Source organism: Microbacterium sp. LWH3-1.2 (assembly GCF_040675855.1).
Taxonomy (GTDB): Bacteria; Actinomycetota; Actinomycetes; order Actinomycetales; family Microbacteriaceae; genus Microbacterium.
This window is the reverse complement of record NZ_JBEGIK010000001.1, coordinates 2,044,037-2,061,131: the sequence shown is the minus strand read 5'-3', so window position 1 is coordinate 2,061,131 and position 17,095 is coordinate 2,044,037. Positions and strand designations below refer to the sequence as shown.

15 protein-coding genes, 1 tRNA gene and 1 pseudogene are annotated in these 17,095 nt (G+C 69.4%); 8 read left to right on the top strand and 9 right to left on the bottom strand.

Annotation, left to right across the window (positions count from 1 at the left end; all coding sequences use genetic code 11):
- Window positions 1-160: 160 nt before the first annotated feature.
- The 7 genes from thrB to MRBLWH3_RS09440 all read right to left on the bottom strand — a co-directional run bounded on the left by thrB (window position 161) and on the right by MRBLWH3_RS09440 (window position 8,572).
- Complete coding sequence (gene thrB / locus MRBLWH3_RS09470) at window positions 161-1,108, bottom strand: homoserine kinase (protein ID WP_363430989.1); 948 nt, start codon at window positions 1,106-1,108, stop codon at window positions 161-163.
- Window positions 1,105-2,193, bottom strand: coding sequence for a threonine synthase (thrC, locus tag MRBLWH3_RS09465; protein WP_342000713.1), 1,089 nt, complete (start codon window positions 2,191-2,193; stop codon window positions 1,105-1,107). The genes thrB and thrC overlap by 4 nt, the downstream gene beginning before the upstream one ends.
- Before the next feature lie 24 nt (window positions 2,194-2,217).
- On the bottom strand, window positions 2,218-3,537 hold the full coding sequence (locus tag MRBLWH3_RS09460) for a homoserine dehydrogenase (protein WP_363430986.1): 1,320 nt from the start codon (window positions 3,535-3,537) through the stop codon (window positions 2,218-2,220).
- Window positions 3,534-5,018 (bottom strand): diaminopimelate decarboxylase, encoded by a 1,485-nt coding sequence (lysA, locus tag MRBLWH3_RS09455; protein WP_363430983.1) that lies wholly within the window; start codon window positions 5,016-5,018, stop codon window positions 3,534-3,536. The genes MRBLWH3_RS09460 and lysA overlap by 4 nt, the downstream gene beginning before the upstream one ends.
- Window positions 5,019-5,166: 148 nt before the next feature.
- Window positions 5,167-6,000, bottom strand: a complete 834-nt coding sequence (locus MRBLWH3_RS09450; protein WP_363430980.1) for a DUF2993 domain-containing protein — start codon at window positions 5,998-6,000, stop codon at window positions 5,167-5,169.
- Between the two features lie 2 nt (window positions 6,001-6,002).
- Entirely contained in the window at window positions 6,003-7,670 is a 1,668-nt protein-coding gene (gene argS, locus MRBLWH3_RS09445) for an arginine--tRNA ligase (RefSeq protein WP_363430978.1), read from the bottom strand.
- A 47-nt stretch (window positions 7,671-7,717) separates the two neighbouring features.
- On the bottom strand, window positions 7,718-8,572 hold the full coding sequence (locus MRBLWH3_RS09440) for a transglutaminase-like domain-containing protein (RefSeq protein ID WP_363430976.1): 855 nt from the start codon (window positions 8,570-8,572) through the stop codon (window positions 7,718-7,720).
- A gap of 161 nt (window positions 8,573-8,733) precedes the next feature.
- Here MRBLWH3_RS09440 and MRBLWH3_RS09435 point away from each other — a divergent pair, with 161 nt between their 5' ends.
- Both MRBLWH3_RS09435 and MRBLWH3_RS09430 read left to right on the top strand, forming a co-directional pair.
- Complete coding sequence (locus MRBLWH3_RS09435; protein ID WP_363430974.1) at window positions 8,734-9,558, top strand: SGNH/GDSL hydrolase family protein; 825 nt, start codon at window positions 8,734-8,736, stop codon at window positions 9,556-9,558.
- A gap of 44 nt (window positions 9,559-9,602) precedes the next feature.
- A tRNA-Arg gene (locus MRBLWH3_RS09430) sits at window positions 9,603-9,678 on the top strand.
- Window positions 9,679-10,024: 346 nt separating this feature from the next.
- Here MRBLWH3_RS09430 and MRBLWH3_RS09425 read toward each other — a convergent pair.
- Window positions 10,025-10,393 carry an immunity protein Imm33 domain-containing protein gene (locus tag MRBLWH3_RS09425; RefSeq protein WP_363430971.1) on the bottom strand — a complete coding sequence of 123 codons (369 nt, stop codon included), beginning with the start codon at window positions 10,391-10,393 and terminating at the stop codon, window positions 10,025-10,027.
- Between the two features lie 151 nt (window positions 10,394-10,544).
- Between MRBLWH3_RS09425 and MRBLWH3_RS09420 the strand changes: the two genes are divergently transcribed.
- From MRBLWH3_RS09420 to MRBLWH3_RS09400, 5 genes are all read left to right on the top strand, one after another.
- Window positions 10,545-10,877 carry a PadR family transcriptional regulator gene (locus tag MRBLWH3_RS09420; RefSeq protein ID WP_363430968.1) on the top strand — a complete coding sequence of 111 codons (333 nt, stop codon included), beginning with the start codon at window positions 10,545-10,547 and terminating at the stop codon, window positions 10,875-10,877.
- On the top strand, window positions 10,874-11,821 hold the full coding sequence (locus MRBLWH3_RS09415; protein ID WP_363430965.1) for a hypothetical protein: 948 nt from the start codon (window positions 10,874-10,876) through the stop codon (window positions 11,819-11,821). The genes MRBLWH3_RS09420 and MRBLWH3_RS09415 overlap by 4 nt, the downstream gene beginning before the upstream one ends.
- Window positions 11,822-12,071: 250 nt before the next feature.
- Window positions 12,072-12,944: a hypothetical protein gene (locus MRBLWH3_RS09410; protein WP_363430963.1), complete on the top strand. Its 873-nt coding sequence runs from the start codon at window positions 12,072-12,074 to the stop codon at window positions 12,942-12,944.
- 442 nt (window positions 12,945-13,386) lie between these two features.
- Entirely contained in the window at window positions 13,387-14,766 is a 1,380-nt protein-coding gene (locus tag MRBLWH3_RS09405) for an FAD-binding oxidoreductase (protein WP_363430960.1), read from the top strand.
- The gene (locus MRBLWH3_RS09400; protein WP_363430958.1) at window positions 14,763-16,094 is read left to right on the top strand and encodes a class I SAM-dependent methyltransferase; all 1,332 of its coding nucleotides are present in this window, start codon (window positions 14,763-14,765) and stop codon (window positions 16,092-16,094) included. The genes MRBLWH3_RS09405 and MRBLWH3_RS09400 overlap by 4 nt, the downstream gene beginning before the upstream one ends.
- Window positions 16,095-16,227: 133 nt before the next feature.
- On the opposite strand, the pseudogene MRBLWH3_RS18440 reads toward MRBLWH3_RS09400, so the two are convergent.
- Window positions 16,228-16,689 (bottom strand): annotated as a pseudogene (locus tag MRBLWH3_RS18440) (alcohol dehydrogenase catalytic domain-containing protein); the annotation flags it as partial.
- Between MRBLWH3_RS18440 and MRBLWH3_RS09395 the strand changes: the two are divergent.
- Window positions 16,673-17,035 carry a RidA family protein gene (locus MRBLWH3_RS09395; RefSeq protein ID WP_363430955.1) on the top strand — a complete coding sequence of 121 codons (363 nt, stop codon included), beginning with the start codon at window positions 16,673-16,675 and terminating at the stop codon, window positions 17,033-17,035. The pseudogene MRBLWH3_RS18440 and the gene MRBLWH3_RS09395 overlap by 17 nt on opposite strands.
- Window positions 17,036-17,095 lie beyond the last annotated feature (60 nt).

Below are 17,095 nucleotides of genomic sequence, written 5' to 3'. Positions count from 1 at the left end.
CGCACGGCGCTGGTGGCGTCTGCCTGCTTCGAACAGTTGTCACGCCTGTCGAAGCACCCGCCGACGGGGTGAGGGACCGCGAGGGTGCTCAGCGGACGTCGGCAGGTCAGAATGCCGTGCGGTGGTTTCGCAGATTTGCGACGGAGGCCAGATTCACGTCTTACGTGGAACCCTCCGCGTACTCCCTCACTGTACCACCCTTGAAGTCGACGGCGAGCATGAGCGCCTCCCACGGGGTGTCGGTCGCCGCCGCGGCGAGAGCGGCCGCCTCGAGGCGGCGTCCCGGGCCGTCGGCGAGCACGAGCACGCTCGGCCCCGCTCCCGACACGACGGCCGCGAAGCCCGCCGCTCGGAGGCCGCGCACGAGAGCGTCCGTCTCGGGCATCGCACTCGCGCGGTAGTTCTGGTGGAGTTTGTCCTCGGTGGCGGCCTGCAGCAGCTCAGGGCTCTGCGTCAGCGCCGCGATCAGCAGCGCGGAGCGCGAGACGTTGAAGACCGCATCCTCGCGCGGCACATGCATCGGCTGCAGGCTGCGGGCGAGCTTGGTCGACATCGTGAAGGTCGGAACGAAGACGAGCGGCGACACACCGCGGTGCACGAGAAGCTTCTTGTGCTGCGGGCCGTCCTCATCGACCCACGCGATGGTGAGGCCTCCGAACAGCGCCGGTGCGACGTTGTCGGGGTGACCCTCGAGCTCGGTGGCGAGGCCGAGCAAGGTGTCGGACCCGAGCTCGACATCGCCCTCCAGCAGTCCCTTCGCGGCCAGGAGGCCGGAGACGACCGCCGCGCCGGACGAACCGAGGCCGCGCCCGTGCGGAATCACGTTCTTCGCGACCAGGCGGAGTCCCGGCATCCGTCGTCCGACCGACTCGTACGCATACGCGATGGCGCGCACCACGAGGTGCGACGCGTCGCGCGGCACATCGGCCGCGCCGGCGCCCTCGACCTCGATCTCGAGCTCGCCTTCGGGCAGCGCCGTGACGTCGAGCTCGTCATACACGCTCAGCGCGAGGCCGAGGGTGTCGAACCCGGGTCCGAGGTTGGCGCTCGTCGCGGGCACCCGCACCACCACGCGGCGGCCCGGCGCCGGAGCGACGGCTGCGTTCACGCGGTCGCCGCCGCGGGAGCGAGCTCCAGGACGGACGCCACCTCCGACGTCGTGGCGTCGACCACCGTGGGCTCGACCTCCGAGCCGTCGGCGTTGCGCAGGGCCCAATACGGGTCCTTGAGGCCGTGGCCGGTCACCGTGAGCACGACACGCGCGCCCTGCGGCACGATGCCTGCCTCGACGCGGTCGAGCAGACCGGCGACGCTGATCGCCGACGCGGGCTCGACGAAGATGCCGACCTCGCCCGCGAGGAGCTTCTGCGCCGCGAGGATGCGGTCGTCGTCGATGGCGCCGAAGTACCCGTCGGTCGCCGCACGGGCCTCGAGCGCGAGGTCCCACGAGGCAGGGTTGCCGATGCGGATGGCGCTGGCGACCGTTTCGGGGTGCTTCACGACCTCGCCGCGCACGAGCGGCGCAGAGCCTTCGGCCTGGAAGCCGAACATGCGCGGCACGCGGGTCGACACGCCGGCCTCGGCCTCTTCGCGGTAGCCGCGGGTGTAGGCCGTGTAGTTGCCGGCGTTGCCGACCGGGATGAAGTGGAAGTCGGGAGCGTCACCCAGCTGCTCGACGACCTCGTACGCGGCTGTCTTCTGGCCGTCGATGCGGTCGGGATTGACCGAGTTGACGAGGTGCACCGGGTAGTTGTCGGCGAGCTCGCGCGCGATCTCGAGGCAGTCGTCGAAGTTGCCGCGGATCTGGATCAGCCGGCCGTTGTGCGCGACGGCCTGGCTGAGCTTGCCCATCGCGATCTTGCCCTCGGGCACGAGCACCGCCGCCGTGATGCCGGCGTGCGCCGCATACGCGGCCGCCGAGGCGGAGGTGTTGCCGGTCGAGGCGCAGATGACGGCCTTCGCGCCGTGCTCGATCGCGCGGGAGACGGCGACCGTCATGCCGCGGTCCTTGAACGACCCGGTGGGGTTCATGCCCTCGAACTTCACCCACACGTCGGTGCCGGTGCGGCGCGACAGCGCCGGCGCGGGCAGGAGCGGCGTACCGCCCTCGCCGAGCGTGACCACGGTCGAGGCATCCGTGACGCCCAGACGATCTGCGTACTCGCGGAGGACTCCGCGCCAAACGTGTGCCATGTCAGTTCTCCTTCAGAAAAGTCTTCAATTGCCTTCGACGCGCAGCACCGAGACGACGCGCTCGACGACGCCGCTCGCGGCGAGACGGTCGACCGTCTCACTCAGGTCCTGCTCCAGAGCCTTGTGCGTGCCGATCACCAGTCGTGCCACGCCGCCGTCGACGTCGCCGTCGGTCGGCTCCACGACCGTCTGCTCGACGGTCGCGATCGACACGCGGCCCTCGCTCAGGATGCCCGCGACCGTGGCCAGCACGCCCGGCTGATCGTCGACCTCGAGCGTGATCTGGTAGCGGGTCGTGACGCGTCCGACCGGGACGATCGGCAGGTTCGCGAGGGTCGACTCACCCACGCCCACGCCACCCGCGATGTGGCGCCGCGCCGCCGACACGACGTCACCGAGCACCGCGGAGGCGGTCTGCACCCCGCCGGCGCCCGCGCCGTAGAACATCAGGTTGCCCGCCGCCTCGGCCTGCACGAACACCGCGTTGTGCGCACCGTGCACGCTCGCGAGCGGGTGTGCGCGGTCGATGAGCGCCGGGTAGACGCGCACCGAGATCGATTCACCGGATGCCTCGGTCAGGCGCTCGCACACGGCGAGCAGCTTGATGACGTACCCGGCGTGGCGCGCGGCATCCATCATCGCCTTGTCGATCGCCGTGATGCCCTCGCGGTGCACAGCATCGAGCGGAACGGTCGTGTGGAACGCCAGGCTGGCGAGGATCGCGGCCTTCTGCGCAGCGTCGTAGCCCTCGACGTCGGCGGTGGGATCGGCCTCGGCGTACCCCAGGCGCTGCGCGTCCGCCAGCACGTCGGCGAATTCGGCCCCCTCGGTGTCCATGCGGTCGAGGATGTAGTTCGTCGTGCCGTTGACGATGCCCATGATGCGCTGGACGCGGTCACCGGCGAGCGAGTCGCGCAGCGGGCGGATGATCGGGATCGCCCCGGCGGCGGCCGCCTCGTAGTAGACCTCGGCGCCCACCTGGTCGGCGGCGTCGAAGATCTCAGGGCCGTGGGTCGCGAGGAGCGCCTTGTTGGCGGTCACGACGTCGGCGCCCGAGTTGATCGCGTGCAGCAGGTACTCGCGGGCGGGCTCGATGCCGCCCATGAGCTCGATCACGATGTCGGAGCCGACGATGAGCGAGTCCGCGTCGGTCGTGAAGAGCTCACGCGGCAGGTCGACGTCGCGCTTGGCGCCGACGTCGCGGACCGCGATGCCCACCAGCTCCAGTCGCGCGCCCGCCCGGTCGGCGAGCTCGTCGGCGTGCTGTCGCAGCAGCGAGGCGACCTGCGAGCCGACGGACCCGGCTCCCAGCAGTGCGACGCGGAGGCGGCGGTAGTCGGTCACTTGGGCTCGCTCCGCTCGCTCGGTACAGGCATGCGTTGTCTTCCTTCCGTCGGTGCGCCGGCGAGCTCGCGCCCGTCGTGCACGGTGCTGAGGCCGGCATCACGGGCGAGCAGATCGTCGATCGTCTCGCCGCGCACGATGACGCGTGCCTCTCCCCCGCGCAGCGCCACGACGGGCGGGCGGGGGACGTAGTTGTAGTTGTTCGAGAGCGAGAAGCAGTAGGCGCCGGTCGCGGGGACCGCGAGCATGTCGCCGGGCGAGACGTCGCCCGGCAGGTACTCGGCGTCGACCACGATGTCGCCCGACTCGCAGTGCTTGCCGACGACCCGCGTGAGGACCGGCTCGACATCGCTCGCGCGAGACGCGATGCGGGCCGAGAACTGCGCGCCGTACAGCGCCGGGCGGGCGTTGTCGCTCATGCCGCCGTCGACGCTCACATACAGACGGAAATCGCCGCTCTCGAGCGCGACCGGCTTGGTCGTGCCGATCTCGTACAGCGTCACCCCGGCGCGGCCGACGATGGCGCGGCCGGGCTCGAACGCGAGATTCGGAACCGGGATGCCGCGCACCTCGCACTGCCGCGCGACGGCCTCCGCGATGCCGAGGGCCAGCGCCTCGATCGGCGTCGGGTCGTCGACGGACGTGTAGGCGATGCCGAAGCCGCCACCCAGGTTCAGGACGGGCAGTTCGCCGCCCTCGCGGAGCTCTGCGTGGAGCTCCACCAGGCGGGAGGCGGACTCCTCGAACCCGGCCGTGCCGAAGATCTGCGAGCCGATGTGGCAGTGCAGACCCACCAACTCGAGCCCGGGGAGTTCGCGGATGCGAGCGGCAGCTGCCGGGGCATCCGTCAGTGTGAAGCCGAATTTCTGGTCTTCGTGGGCCGTCGCGAGGAAATCGTGCGTCTCGGCGTGCACGCCGCTGTTGACCCGCAGCAGCACAGCCTGCGTCGCGCCCCGGCGCTCGAGGATCGCGGCGAGGCGCTCGATCTCGATGAGGCTGTCGATGACGATCGAGCCGATGCCGGCCTCGACGGCGCGCTCGAGCTCGGCCATCGACTTGTTGTTGCCGTGGAAGCCCAGGCGCGCCGGGTCGGCCCCGGCCGCGAGAGCGACGGCGAGCTCGCCGCCGCTGCAGACGTCGACCGCGAGCCCTTCCTCCGTGACCCAGCGCACGACCTCGGTGCTGAGGAACGCCTTGCCGGCGTAGTAGACGCGGGCCTGCACCCCGTGCAGCGCGGCCGCCGCGCGGAAGGCGTCGAGGGTGCGGCGGGCGGTCCCGCGGACCTCGTCCTCGTCGACGACGTACAGAGGTGTCCCGAACCGCTCGCGCAGGGCGGTCGCGGGGATGCCGCCGAGCTCGAGCACGCCGTCCGCACCACGGGTCGCGGCCGCCGGCCACACGGCGGGGGCGAGCCCGTTCGCGTCGGCGGGGCGTTCGAGCCACGCGGGAGCGACGGAACGGATGTGCGGGTCGGCGGACACGGGGGACCAATCGGTGGGAGCTTCGACGCTGGCCGTCCGGGAGTGCGGGGGCGGCTCTGCCAGGCCGGAAGGGTCACGCGCCTGGCGGTGGTAGCAGTCTATGGCACGCGGCCCCGCAGCCCCGCGTCGTGTGACGCCCCACGGCGCCTCAGGCGCAGGTGCCGTTCTCCTGGAGTGCGGGATCGGTCGCGATGGCCCCGTCGACGTCGAAGTCGGCGACCAGGGCGTCGCCGGTCACCTCGACGGCGGTGAGCGTGACGCCTGCCGGCAGGTACTGGGCGACGCACACGTCCCAGTCGCGCACCACGCCGTCGGCGAGTCGGCCGAACGTCTTCTGCACCTGTGCCGCCGACACCTCGGCACCGCCGAGCTGCAGCGACGCGGGCGTGAGCACGAGGTCTCCCTGATCGGCCGATGGGGTGAGCGCCGCACCGACCGGGACGGTCGCGCCGAACAGAGTCAGGTCGACCTCCATGGTGATGTTGGGCGCCGCCAGCCCGAGGCTGTCGACGGGGAAGCCGTCGACATTGGACATCAGCTCTCGCAGCTGCTGCTCGTCGAGCACCACCGTCGCGTCCGCGTCAGTGATGGCGCCGTCACGGACGGACACGCCGTGCGCGACGACCGAGATGTCGCCGGTCACCTGCGCGTCGGATCCCTGGCCGCCGATCGTGACGTCGTCGGACGAGATCGTCAGCTCGGTCAGCGTGCCGGCGATGAGCTGCGGGAGCACCGCTCCTTCGATCCCGACGTCGATCTGCTGATCGGCGGGCAGCGACAGCTGGGTGCGCACCTGGTCCTGCACGATCCCGGTCACCACCTGGCGGGCGATCGCCTCGGCGGCGAACCACGCGGCCACGGCGAGCACGGCGACGATCGCGAACGCCACGATCCAGGGCCACACGCGGCGCGATCGCTCCGGTGCCGACTGCACCATGCCCTCCGGAAGGGGTTCGGTCACCTGCGTGCCGCCTCTGGCCATGCCTACATCCGTTCCGGGGCGGTGACCCCGAGAAGATCGAGTCCGTTGCGCAGCACCTGGCCCGTGGCGTCGTTGAGCCACAGGCGGGTGCGGTGCACCGGCTCGACGGGCTCATCGCCCAGCGGGATCACCCGGCAGTTGTCGTACCAGCGGTGGTAGAGCCCGGCGAGCTCCTCGAGGTAGCGGGCGACGCGGTGCGGCTCGCGCACCTCGGCGGCGAACGCCACGATGCGCGGGAACTCCTGCAGCGCGCCGAGGAGCGCCGACTCGGTCTCGTGTGTCAGCAGCTCGGGGGCGAACTCGGAGCGGTCGACGCCCGAGCCGTGCGCGTTGCGCGCCACGTTGTGCGTGCGTGCGTGGGCGTACTGCACGTAGAAGACGGGGTTGTCGTTGGTGCGCTTGCGGAGGATCTCCGGGTCGAGCGTGAGCGGCGAGTCCGCGGGGTAGCGCGCGAGCGAGTACCGCAGCGCGTCGGTGCCGATCCAGTCGCGGAGGTCGTCGAGCTCGATGATGTTGCCCGCGCGCTTCGACAGCCGCGCGCCGTTGACCGACACGAGCTGCCCGATGAGCACCTCGATGTCCTTCTCGGGGTCGTCGCCCGCCGCGCCCGCGAGAGCCTTGAGACGGTGCACGTAGCCGTGGTGGTCCGCGCCGAGAAGGTAGATCTTGTGCGCGAAGCCGCGGTCGCCCTTGTTGAGGTAGTACGCGGCGTCGGCGGCGAAATACGTGTACTCGCCGTTGGAGCGACGGATGACGCGATCCTTGTCGTCGCCGAAGTCGGTGGTGCGCACCCACACCGCACCTTCTTCATCGAACACGTGGCCCTGCTCGCGCAGGCGGTCGACGGCCTCGTCCACGAGGCTGGGCTCGCCGCCCGACCCCTTCGCGTGGAGCGTGCGCTCGCTGAAGAAGACGTCGAAGTGCACGTTGAACTTCTCGAGCGACGCCTGCAGGTCGCCGAGCTGCAGCTCATAGGCCCGGTCGCGAGCGATCAGCAGCTGCTCCTCCTCGGAGAGCGACAGCAGCTCGGGCACCGCAGAGACGACGCGCTGCGCCAGATCGTCGATGTACGAACCCGGGTAGCCGTCCTCGGGCGTCGGCTCACCCTTGGCTGCGGCGAGCACCGAACGGCCGAAGCGGTCCATCTGCGCGCCCGCGTCGTTGACGTAGAACTCACGGACGAGCGTCGCACCGCTGGCGAGCAGCAGGCGCGCCAGCGAGTCGCCGAGTGCCGCCCAGCGGGTGTGGCCGATGTGCATCGGACCCGTCGGGTTGGCGCTCACGAACTCGAGGTTGATGGTGTTCCCACGCTGGGACTCGTTCGTCCCGAACGCCGCGCCCGCGTCGACGATGGTCTTCGCGAGCGCGCCTGCGGCCGCGGCATCCAATCGGATGTTGATGAAGCCGGGTCCGGCGACCTCGACGTCGGCGACGCCGTCGATCTGCGCGAGACCCGCCGCGATGTCTGCGGCGAACTCGCGCGGGTTCGCACCGACGGCCTTTGCGAGCTTGAGCGCCGCGTTCGAGGCCCAGTCGCCGTGGTCGCGGTTCTTGGGCCGCTCGAGCGGCAGATCGGCGACGGTGAGCCCGTCAGCCGCACCGGGTCGTCGCGCCTCCGCGAGCGGGGCGACGACGGCGAGCAGGGCGGCGGAGAGGGCTTCGGGATTCATAGCCCGTCAAGTCTACGGGCGCCGCCTGCTCGGCCCCGTGCCCGGGCTCAGGAGATCTGCACCAGGGCGCCGAAGTCGTCGGCGGCGGGATCGGACGTCTGCGGCAGCGCCTCGGGCAGCGTGTCGAGGCCGTCCAGGGTCGCGGCCTCGGGGACCACCCAGGCGTCGACGCGCAGGCGCTTGAGTCCCACGTAGCCGCCGTGGTAACTGAGGAACGCGCAGTCCGCCGCATCCCGACCCGTCGCGATGCGCACGAGCGAGCTTCGGTTCGCGAGGCGCGTCGCGTCGATGACGTACCAGGCGCCGTCGAGGTACGCCTCGGCGACGGCGTGGAAGTCCATCGGGCGCAGCCCCGGCGCGAAGCACGCGGCGTAACGGGCCGGCATGTCCATCGCGCGCAGGAGCGCGATGACGACATGTGCGTAGTCACGGCAGACGCCCTGACCGGTCATCAGCGTCGTGACCGCGCTGTCGGTGCCCTGGCTGAGGCCGGGGGTGTACGTGGTGCTCGTGGAGACGAACTCCGAGACGGCCGCGATCAGGTCGTGGCCCGACAGCCCTTTGAACTGGCGACGGGCCTGCTGGAACACCTCGTCGGACTGCGCATAGCGGCTCGGACGAAGGTAGGTGATGGCCTCGAGGTCGCTCGTGCGGTTGCTCGCAGCCTGCCCGTCGACCGTCGCCTCGTAGCGTATCTCGAGGTGGCCGGGCTCGCCCGTGAGGCGGTGCAGACGGCTGCCGGACTGGTCGACGATCTCCGTCGGCGTGTACACGCGATCACCCTGTGTGAACGTCAGCTGCTCACTCGAGATCGGCACCGCCTGGGCGGCTGCGATCTGGAAGATGAGGTCGACGGATGCCCCCAGTTCGAGGTCCATCTCAGCGGTCACGACGCGTTGCACCGAAGTATCCTCGCATGCCGCGCGGACTCGATCGCACGGGGTTGACAGCCTCTTCCCGGGATTGCTCAGCAAGCGGTTCCCACCCTCAGGATCGACTCCCACTTTTCCCCAGCTCACCGCCCGTGCGCGGCCCGCATCAGGGCATGACTTACCCTCTTCACATGCACGCGCCCGGCCGCACCCGAGCTCGGCGGCTCTGGCTCCCCCTGATGGGCGCAGCCCTGGCCGTCGCCGCAGTGTGCGCGGTGGCCTTCCTGCGACCCTGGGGCGCACCCGAACCGGTGGCTCCTGCGGCGGCGGCCGAGGGTGACGTCGCGGTCGCAGCATCCGTTCCTCCCGCTCCCCTGGTGCTCGACGAGGGCGCACGCGTGCTGGTGTTCGGCGACTCGTGGGTCTACGGCTCGGCGGCGACCGTGCCGACGCTCGGCTTCGCGTACCTGCTCGCCGACGAGCTCGGCGTCGAGACCATCGTGAACGGCGTGCGCGGCAGCGGCTACCTCAAGCCAGGCCTTGACGGGCCGGCGTACGGCGAGCGCATCGACGTACTGGACCCGGCGCTCGACCCCGACCTCATCATCGTCGAAGGTTCCATCAACGACCGCAGGCTCTATCCGAGCGGATATCGGGATGCCGTCACCGCCGCGTGGGACGCCCTCGAGGCCCGCTATCCCGACGCCGAGATCGTGATCCTCGGCCCGTCGCCGCAGGTTCTGCCCGTGGAGGACGCGACCCGGAGGATCGACGCCGATCTCAGCGAGCTCGCCGGCGCGCGCGGCTGGTGGTACATCTCCCCCATCGCGGAGGACTGGATCACCGACGCCAACTACCCGGAGGTCATCGACACCGGTCCCATCGGGCGCGACCACCCCTCGACCGACGGCCACGCGTACCTCGCCGACCGCGTCGCGACAGCGATCGAGCGCATGGAGCAGCAGCCCGCGATCGTCGCGGACGCGCCCCTCGACGACACTCCCCGCGCTCCCTGAGGTGGCGGGGCCGACGCCGCCCGGGTGGTAGTCTCGATCGGCACGCCTCCGTAGCTCAGGGGATAGAGCGTTGGTTTCCGGTACCAAAGGTCGCAGGTTCGATTCCTGTCGGGGGCACCAGTCGGGACAAGGGGTCGCGGGGCATTCAGCCCTCGCGGCCCCTTTCTCGTGACAACACGTTGACAATATTCGTGACGCGCTTCGCCTGATCGAGAGCGGCTGCCACGGCATCCAGGTCGGCGTCGAAGAGGTCCGGTACACATCGAGCGTCATCGCTGCCAGTGTCGAATCATGCGCGACGGTCAACGGCCGCCGGTCGATGTCGCCAGCAGAGGGATGATGGACTCATGCCGGCCGGACTCGAGAGACATGAACTGCGCCGGCGTGCAGCTGCCGATCACGCGAGTGGCGCGAGCGCGATCCGCATAAGCGCTGTGAGGCACCCCGGGCGCACGTTCGCAGCCGGTCAAGCGCGCGAGCGCGATGAGGGACCGATCTGCGGGCCAACCGGCGTCCACTCCACTTCGAGCAGAGCGGGATCGTGCCAAACGTCCGCGTAGCCCGGGGCGATCACAAACCTCGTCCCGGGAGCCATCTCGAGAACTCGCAGAAGCGAGGGCTCCTGATCGATGAGATGGCTCAAGTGCCACGGCCTGAAGAAATCGTCGTCACTCGAGAGCTTGCCCGTCCAGACATACCAACCGCTGGTACTTGCGGTTGGAGGATGCCGCAGTCCGTGCAGGGGCCATTCCCAATCGCCCTCGATCAGCGACGCGGAGACGCCAGCGAGCAAGTGCAGCTCATCCCCATCTCGCTGGCGGTCGGGGTCAGTCACAGAGTCAGCGTACGACGCGAATGAATGGCCCCGTCGAGTGCGGAGAGGGACCGCCTTGCGACACATCGCAGCCGCGATCGCCTGCCCACGCAGAGTCGATCGCGCGAACCGCTGCTTGAACTACTGTGTGACTCTATGTACTGTGTGTCGCATGGTAGACGTCGCGAAGCACGAACAGGACCTCCGAAAGGGCGTCCTCGTGCTCGCTGTGCTGTCGCAGTTACGCGAGGAGCAGTACGGCTACTCGCTGCGGCAGGCGCTCCAGGAGCGCGGCATGCCGATCGAAGAAGGCACGCTGTACCCCCTGCTGCGACGGCTCGAAACACAAGGCCTCCTCGCCTCCCGGTGGCTGGGCGAGAACGGCCCGCCACGCCGGTACTACTCGCTCAGCGCCGAAGGTGCCGAACTGTACCGAGAGCTGTCCGCATCGTGGGCCTCTCTCGCGACCGTGCTGTCCCATCTCCTGGAAGGAGAAAAGCGATGAACCCGGATGCGCTCGTCGAGTCCTACGTCGCCGAAGTCGTACGCCAGCTGCCAAGGAAGCAGCGCGCCGACGTCGGGTTCGAACTGCGCTCGCTACTCACCGAGGAACTGCGCGGCCGCGCCGGCGACAACGAACCCGACACCACCATGACGCTCGAGCTGCTCGCCGACCTCGGTCGGCCCGCCGATGTTGCCGACCGTTACCGGTCGGCCGGGTTCACGATCATCCGGCCGGCGGACGCGCCCCGGTTCGCCTGGATCTCGCTGGCCGGCGTGGCCATCCAATGGGCGATCACCCTCACCGCGACGTACACCGCCGCACCGACCGGCGCCGGTGACGACTGGCTCAGCCGGCTGGGCGCCTGGTGGCTGTCCGCAGGGCTCGGCGCGTTCTGGTGGCCCGGCCTGCTCATCTCGCTGAGCATCATCGCGGCACTGATCGCCGCGCGGCGCAGCGGCGACGGCACAGACTGGACACCCCAAGCGGCCGCCAAGCTCGACCGCGACAGCATCCGCCGCCCCCTCTACGTGCTCGCGATCGCAGGCGGCCTCGTGGGCATCGCAGCCCTCGTGGCCGCGATCAACCTCGCCACCTGGTGGCCGGGACTACCGCAGCCACTACTCGACGCGTTCGCGATCAACGAGGACTTCCTGACCAACAGGGCCCCCTGGGCACTCGTGCTCTGGGCGGCCACCTTCGCCAGCATGATCGCCGTGCTCGTCGCCGGACGCTGGACACGCACCACCCGGCTGCTCGCCATCATCGGCAGCGCGCTCTGGATCGCCCTCATCCTCTGGTGGATCGCAGCCGGTCCGATCTTCGTACAGCCCTACGCCGATCTAGTGGCCAAGGGATGCCTCCTCCTCGTCGCCGGACTCTGCGTGCTCGATCTCGTACTCACCGCACGCCACCTGCGAACGGGCATCCCCGCGCCGGCGGTCTAGCGGCGTAGGCATGTCAGAAACCGCGAGTCGACCCCACAGCCGCGACCGCAGAAACCCTCGTTGGCATCGGTGTGGTGGAGTCCATCGAGCGGGGAGAGCTCTGCGGTCCCGGAGGTGGGTGCGTGGGTGCGCGCGCACGCTGGCTACGCCTCTGCCCGCGCGTTCAGCGACCCCGCTACGCTCGGCTGCGTATCCTCCAACCTGCGCGCTTTGCCGTCAGCCGGCGTGCATGGTGCCCGAGGATGGACAGATGAGGATCGATGTTCGGCGGGTCGTTGTCGTGGGGTTGGTTTACGCGTGTGCGCTCGGGCTCGCGGGTTGCACTTCTCCCACCGCGGCTGCGCCTTCGCCGTCTGCCACCTCGAACCTTGAGGCGCTGTGCGCAGATACCGCGGTGGCATTGTGCGCGAACATCTCGGACGGCATCGTGGTGACCGTCGCGGAGGCTGCGACGGAGCGGGAGACTCTCGAGCTCGCGGGTCGGCTCTCTGAGCTAGCAGCCGCGGCATCGCTCGACGCGGGCGCGGTCCTTGAGCGTGCCGCGGTCGACATCACACCACTCGACCCCGAAGTCTCCAACCCGCCTCGATGGCGGCTCCCGGTGTATCCCGGCGACTCGGCCGAGGTCGAACACCGCCTCCGCGACATACTGACTGTCGCGGCAGTACCAGGCACCCTCGGTATCAACGTCGTCGACGGCTGGCCCTCTGTCACCGTTGCCAGCCTCGACCAGTTCGACCCAGTGTTTGACGCAGTATCGGCCACGCCATTGTTCGACGCGGGAGGAACCTACACGTTGTTGTCCCTGGACGAGCAGCTGCGAATCGTGCACGTACCGGACCGCACCTCGAACGAGGCAATTCACGAGATCGTCGACATCGCCCGCGACTATCCCACGGCAGAAGTCCTTCTCGAAGCGCCGACTGCTGGTCTCCAGTTCCCGACCCTCTATGTCGCGCGCCTCACCCCCGAAGAGGTCGTTCAGCTCGACAGCCGACTGCGCGACCCGCGTCTTGCGACCGCCGACCTCGATGGCTACGCGCTGTCGTACGTGCTCGCATCTACCGGAACCGATGGCACTTCGTACACCAACGGAACGTTCGGTGCGGTCCCCACCGAGTGACGTCGCGGAGAATGGCGAGCGGGTAAGCCCGTGACTGCGAAGGCTTCGGCCGTTAGCCAGGGCGGCCTCGACCATTACTTATGTGCGGTGCACCGACCTCGCCCGCGAAGACCATCGCCACACACACAAAGAGCGAGAACCAGCCAACGAAGTCCCACACAACGTCGAGCCGCCTCGGTTTCGCCCCCGTTCGAGCGCGCCAGGCACGGCGGCCCTCGGGATTGCTCATCGCGTCCAATCTGACATCAGCACGCGCCCATCGGCCAACGCTCGCGGGATGTCTCGTTGCGGGACCCCCTGGTGCACGCAACGTCGTGCTTCGGGCCCACACTTGCCCACTCGGTGAAATTCGACATGAGTGCGGCGCTGGCTGTGAAACGTCCCCAGACCGGCAGGGAGCGGGATCCTTCACCCGAACCCCGCCGCGGACTAGCGTGGGGTCGTGTCCGCATCCGCGACCGACGCCCGCACCGCGCACGCCGCCGGCGTGCGGCGGCTGCTCGAGAGTTACTGGGCGCTGCCGCCGGACGCGCAGGTCCGGCTCGCCAAGCGCACCTCGAACCTGTTCCGCTCGCGCGCGGAAACTGCCGCCCGCGGCCTCGACACGTCGGGGTTGACGGGAGTCATCCGCGTCGATCCTGAGGGTCGCACGGCGGACGTCGCGGGCATGTGCACCTACGAGCATCTCTTCGCCGCGACTCTGCCGCACGGGCTTGCACCCCTCGTCGTGCCGCAACTGAAGACAATCACGGTCGGCGGCGCGGTCACGGGCCTGGGCATCGAGTCGACGTCGTTCCGAAGCGGGCTGCCGCATGAATCGGTGGTCGAGATGGACATCCTCACCGGCGCGGGCGAGGTGATCACGGCATCCGCGAGCAAGCACGCCGACCTGTACCGGGCGTTCCCCAATTCCTACGGCACTCTCGGCTACGCGGTGCGTCTGCGCATCGAACTCGAGACGGTCCAGCCGTTCGTGACTCTCCGGCACGTGCGCTTTCACACGATCGCCGATCTGATGGCGGCGATGGACCGTATCGTCGCGTCGCGTCGCCTGGACGACGTGCCGGTGGACTATCTCGACGGCGTGGTGTTCAGCGCCGACGAGAGCTACCTGTGCGTCGGGACCCAGAGCTCCGCGCCCGGCCTGGTCAGCGACTACACGGGTCGACACATCTACTACCGGTCCATCCAGCACGACGACGCCGGGAAAGCCGACCGGCTCACCACCCACGACTACCTCTGGCGGTGGGACACCGACTGGTTCTGGTGCTCGGCAGCGTTCGGGGCGCAGCATCCCCTCGTCCGCCGCCTGTGGCCCCGACGCTACCTCCGCAGCGCCACGTACAGCAGGCTCATGCGGCTGGAACGCCGATTCGACATCGGCGATCGTCTGGAGAGGATGCGCGGGCGCCCCGCGCGCGAGCGCGTGATCCAGGACATCGAAGTGCCGATCGCCCGATGCGACGAATTCGTCGACTGGTTCCTCCGGAACGTGCCGATCACACCCATCTGGCTCTGTCCGCTGCGATTGCGCGACCATGACGCGTGGCCGCTCTACCCGCTGCATCCATCCGCGACGTACGTCAACGTCGGCTTCTGGTCCACCGTGCCGGTCGGGGCGATCGAAGGCGAGACGAACCGGCTGATCGAGCAGAAGGTGCGCGAGCTGGACGGGCACAAATCGCTGTACTCCGACGCGTACTATTCGCGGGAGGACTTCGACTCGTTCTACGGCGGGGCCGACTATCGAGCGGCGAAAAGGCGGTACGACCCCGGCGGGCGACTGCTCGACCTCTATCAGAAGGCCGTGGAACGACGATGACCACACCCAAGGAACGGACGGATGCCTCGGCCGATGGCGACGCGGCCGGCACGGCGTCCGGGAAATTCACGCTTGCCGAGGTGCTCGAGATATTCACGGCGGGCAGGCTGCCGCTGCGCTTCACCGCGTATGACGGCAGCACCGCCGGCCCTCCCGATGCGCCCTTCGCCCTTGACCTGAAGACACCCCGCGGCACGACTTACCTCGTCACCGGGTTTGGCGATCTCGGGCTCGCGCGCGCCTACATCGCCGGCGATCTCGACATCCGCGGTGTGCACCCGGGCGACCCGTACGAGCTGCTCAAGACACTCGAGAGCCTCGAGTTCACGCGACCATCGCCGCGGCTCATGGCCCGGATCGTCCGCTCGATCGGCCTCGAGCACCTGCGCCCGGTCGCGCCGCCGCCGCAGGAGGTGCCCCCGCACTGGAAGCGCGTCGCCAGCGGCCTGCGGCACAGCAAGTCGCGCGATGCCGAGGCGATCCATCACCACTACGACGTCTCGAACACCTTCTACGAGTGGGTGCTCGGCCCGTCGATGACCTACACGTGCGCGTGCTACCCGCACCTCGACGCTTCGCTGGAGGAGGCGCAGGAGAACAAGTGCCGGCTCGTGTTCGAGAAGCTGCGGCTGAAGCCGGGCGACCGGCTGCTCGACGTCGGCTGCGGCTGGGGCGGCATGGTGCGCTACGCCGCTCGTCGGGGCGTCCACGCCCTCGGGGTGACGCTGTCGCACGAGCAGGCCGCGTGGGCGCAGCGCGCCATCGCCGACGAAGGGCTGGAGCACGCTGAGGTGCGGTACGGCGACTACCGCGACATCGCCGAGACCGGTTTCGACGCGGTGTCGTCGATCGGACTGCTCGAGCACATCGGGGTGCGCAACTACGAGTCGTACTTCCGCTTCCTGCGCTCGCGGATACGCCCGGGAGGCCTGCTGCTCAACCACTGCATCACCCGCTGCGACAACAAGACCGAACCCGCCGCGCAGGGTTTCATCGACCGCTACGTCTTTCCGGACGGCGAGTTGACCGGTTCCGGTCGCATCATTAGCGAGGCACAGGATGCCGGACTCCAAGTGCTGCATGAGGAGAACCTCCGCCCCCACTACGCACTGACGCTCCGTGACTGGTGCGCCAACCTCGTCGAGCACTGGGACGAAGCCGTCGCCGAGATCGGACTGCCTGCCGCAAAAGTGTGGGGCCTTTACATGGCCGGATCACGGCTCGCCTTCGAATCGGGCGGGATCGAGCTGCACCACGTCCTGGCCGTAAACTCCCGGGGGAACAGCGACGATGCCGACCTCCCGCTGCGGCCGTGGTGGACGCCATAACGGCACGCGGACGGAGTCGTTGCGATTCACATCTCAACTCCGCCACGCTCCGTGCGGCGCCCTGCCACGCCGTCAGGCCCGAGATCGGCAGGCTCGCCCCGATTGTGAAGTCGACATCACCGGGCAGCGGTGCCAGGTTGCGTGCCTCCACCGCCACCTGCTCTGCCAAGGTCCCGTCTCGGTGCCAGTCCGTGATGCCGAACACCCGCCGCCCCAGCGAGAGACCGGCCGTGCCATAGCCGAGCGCGGTGACCACCCCGGCGAACTCGTGCCCGATGATCGGCCGAAGTCGCTCCCGCCCCGAGCGATCGACCCACGTCGAGGGCCACTCCCACTCCGCCGGGACGAACCCTGACGCATGGACCTCCACCACGACATCGTTGATGGCCGGCGTCGGATCCGGCGCCTCCGTGAGGCTGATACCGGCCGCCTCCGCGGATCGATCCGTCGCGACGATCGCTTTCACTCGCCACCTCCGCTGCCTTCGGGTCGAGTACCTCGATGGGTCTGTGGCACCCCGTGTGATCTTCTGCCACCAAGCACGGCAGCGGGGTTCGCGCGCAACGAGGAGGTTCGCGTTGCCCAGGAAGATCATCATCACACCGGACGCTCCGAGCTCGCCGCTGTACAGTCAGGCGGTGCGTGCCGGCACCCATCTCTACGTCTCCGGCGTCGTGGGCTTCGACGTCGGTACGGGGACCCTCGCCGGTGAGACGATCCAGGAACAGACGCGCCAGGCGCTCGCGAACTGCGAGACGATCCTGAAGGCGGGCGGGGCCGGGCTCGAGGACGTCGTCGAGATCGGCGTCCTCCTCACGAGACCCGAAGACTTCGCCGGGCTCAATGAGGAGTACGCGCGCTGGTTCCCATCGGCCGCACCCGCGCGGTATGTCGCGAAGCTCGGCGTCGAGCTGCCCGGCATTCTGGTGTCATACGAATGACCGCCGTCACCGCGTAGGGGCAGCACGCGGCGGCGGTCAGCGTCGCTCAGTCAGCCGCCG

Coding starts and splice junctions, on each gene's coding strand:
- MRBLWH3_RS09450 (WP_363430980.1), bottom strand. CDS start 6,000: ATGGCCAGAGGCGGCACGCAGGTGACCGAACCCCTTCCGGAGGGCATG.
- MRBLWH3_RS09410 (WP_363430963.1), top strand. CDS start 12,072: ATGAGGATCGATGTTCGGCGGGTCGTTGTCGTGGGGTTGGTTTACGCG.
- MRBLWH3_RS09415 (WP_363430965.1), top strand. CDS start 10,874: ATGAACCCGGATGCGCTCGTCGAGTCCTACGTCGCCGAAGTCGTACGC.
- thrC (WP_342000713.1), bottom strand. CDS start 2,193: ATGGCACACGTTTGGCGCGGAGTCCTCCGCGAGTACGCAGATCGTCTG.
- argS (WP_363430978.1), bottom strand. CDS start 7,670: ATGAATCCCGAAGCCCTCTCCGCCGCCCTGCTCGCCGTCGTCGCCCCG.
- MRBLWH3_RS09400 (WP_363430958.1), top strand. CDS start 14,763: ATGACCACACCCAAGGAACGGACGGATGCCTCGGCCGATGGCGACGCG.
- MRBLWH3_RS09435 (WP_363430974.1), top strand. CDS start 8,734: ATGCACGCGCCCGGCCGCACCCGAGCTCGGCGGCTCTGGCTCCCCCTG.
- MRBLWH3_RS09420 (WP_363430968.1), top strand. CDS start 10,545: ATGGTAGACGTCGCGAAGCACGAACAGGACCTCCGAAAGGGCGTCCTC.